The 2,500-nt window shown below is 62.1% G+C and carries 2 rRNA genes (1 of these 2 cut by a window edge); both read right to left on the reverse strand.

Going from position 1 to position 2,500, the window contains the following annotated elements:
- Positions 1–417: 417 nt before the first annotated feature.
- A 5S ribosomal RNA gene (gene rrf, locus E4O86_RS21970) occupies positions 418–533 on the reverse strand.
- 174 nt (positions 534–707) lie between these two features.
- Positions 708–2,500: ribosomal RNA gene (locus E4O86_RS21975) — 23S ribosomal RNA — on the reverse strand (it continues 1,018 nt past the right edge of the window).

Below are 2,500 nucleotides of genomic sequence, written 5' to 3' on the forward strand. Positions count from 1 at the left end.
CCTTCAGGTTATGAGCCTGACGAGCTACCGGGCTGCTCCACCCCGCGAGAGGCTTTGATGTTCCGGTGTTCCGGGCGCTGCGGCGGCCCGGGCATTTTGGCGGCCGGACATTGCGGCGGCCAAGCGTGCGATAGGCCGGGGCGTTCCCCCCAGGCACCCCCGGTCTGGTACCCCCCGGGTCCCGCAGCTGCGGGCCGGGTTCCGGCCGTCCCGGGCGCCCCATCCTGCGCGCGCGCCGGTCGAAAGGCCTTGCGCGGGCTGCCCTTGCGGGCCGCGGCGGCTGCCGGCCGCATGCCGGGATCGGCTTGCGTCCGGCCGGGCGGCTGCGGCCCACGGATGCGGCACCGGCCGGCCCCTGGATAGGCACCGGCTGCGCCGAGAAGACGTGTCTCGTGTGACGGGTTCTGCGTTTGGCAGGCCTGGCGGCGACCGACTCTCCCAAGCCTTGAGGCTTAGTACCATTGGCGCTGAGGGATTTCACGGCCGAGTTCGGAATGGGATCGGGTGCTGGGCCCCTCGCAAGGGCCACCAGGCCGGCGAAGCGCAGCAGCGGCGCGCGGCTCCGCCGCGGGCCCCGGGGTTCTAAAGTGGGGCCTGCAAGCGGGCTTTACGCGCCGGCTTCTGGTCTTTCCGCGTGCTGCCTGCCGAGGGGGCAGGCATGGACCGCCCTGCCGCGCAGGCGCGCGGACGGGCATGGATTAATGAGAGCGATCAAGCCGATCGAGCGATTAGTAAGGCTCAGCTTCGCGCGTTGCCGCGCTTCCACATGCCTCCTATCAACGTGGTGGTCTTCCACGGCTCTGATAGGGAGAACTCGTTTCGAGGTGGGCTTCCCGCTTAGATGCCTTCAGCGGTTATCCCGTCCGCACATAGCTACCCTGCACTGCGGCTGGCGCCACAACAGGTCCACCAGAGGTGCGTCCATCCCGGTCCTCTCGTACTAGGGACAGATCCTCTCAATTCTCCGACACCCACGGCAGATAGGGACCGAACTGTCTCGCGACGTTCTGAACCCAACTCACGTACCACTTTAATCGGCGAACAGCCGAACCCTTGGGACCTGCTCCAGCCCCAGGATGTGATGAGTCGACATCGAGGTGCCAAACGATCTCGTCGATATGGACTCTTGGAGATCATCAGCCTGTTATCCCCGGCGTACCTTTTATCCGTTGAGCGATGGCCCTTCCACACGGGACCACCGGATCACTATGGCCGTCTTTCGACTCTGCTCGACTTGTCAGTCTCGCAGTCAGGCAGGCTTATGCCATTGCACTCGACGAGCGATTTCCGACCGCTCTGAGCCCACCTTCGCGCGCCTCCGTTACACTTTGGGAGGCGACCGCCCCAGTCAAACTACCCACCACACACTGTCCCGGACCCGGATGACGGGCCGCGGTTAGACATCCATGACTTCAAGGGTGGTATTTCAAGGGTGGCTCCACCCGAGCTGGCGCCCGGGCTTCAAAGCCTACCACCTATCCTACACATGACGTCACGAATGCCAGTGTGAAGTTGTAGTAAAGGTGCACGGGGTCTTTCCGTCTGACCGCAGGAACCCCGCATCTTCACGGGGAATTCAATTTCACTGAGTCGATGCTGGAGACAGCGGGGAAGTCGTTACGCCATTCGTGCAGGTCGGAACTTACCCGACAAGGAATTTCGCTACCTTAGGACCGTTATAGTTACGGCCGCCGTTTACCGGGGCTTCGATTCAGAGCTTGCACCCCTCCTCTTAACCTTCCGGCACCGGGCAGGCGTCAGACCCTATACGTCGCCGTTTGGCTTCGCAGAGCCCTGTGTTTTTGCTAAACAGTCGCCACCCCCTGGTCTGTGCCCCCGGCCCATGGTTGCCCACGAACCGGGCTCCCTTCTCGCGAACTTACGGGAGCAATTTGCCGAGTTCCTTCAGCATCGTTCTCTCAAGCGCCTTGGTATGCTCTACCAGTCCACCTGTGTCGGTTTCGGGTACGGTCTGTATCGAGGGGCTATTTCCCGGAACGCCTTCACCGCCCGCCCAATCCGATCAGGGCGGACAATCTACGGCATTCGTCACCACCTCGAGGCCCACGATTGTTGACGTGGTTCCCATCGACTACGCCTTTCGGCCTCGCCTTAGGGGCCGGCTAACCCTGCGCTGATTAGCATTGCGCAGGAACCCTTGGACTTTCGGCGACAGTGTCTCTCACACTGTTTGTCGTTACTCATGTCAGCATTCGCACTTCCGATACCTCCACGGCGCCTCACGGCTACCGCTTCGCAGGCCTACGGAACGCTCCGCTACCGCTCGACCAATGGTCGAACCCGCAGCTTCGGTGCACGGCTTCAGCCCCGTTACATTGTCGGCGCAAGAACCCTTGACTAGACCAGTGAGCTGTTACGCTTTCTTTAAATGATGGCTGCTTCTAAGCCAACATCCTGGTTGTTTTGGGGTTCTCACATCCTTTCCCACTTAGCCGTGACTTGGGGACCTTAGCTGGCGGTCAGGGTTGTTTCCCTCTCC

Source organism: Propylenella binzhouense, from assembly GCF_009866965.1.
Taxonomy (GTDB): Bacteria; Pseudomonadota; Alphaproteobacteria; order Rhizobiales; family Afifellaceae; genus Propylenella; species Propylenella binzhouense.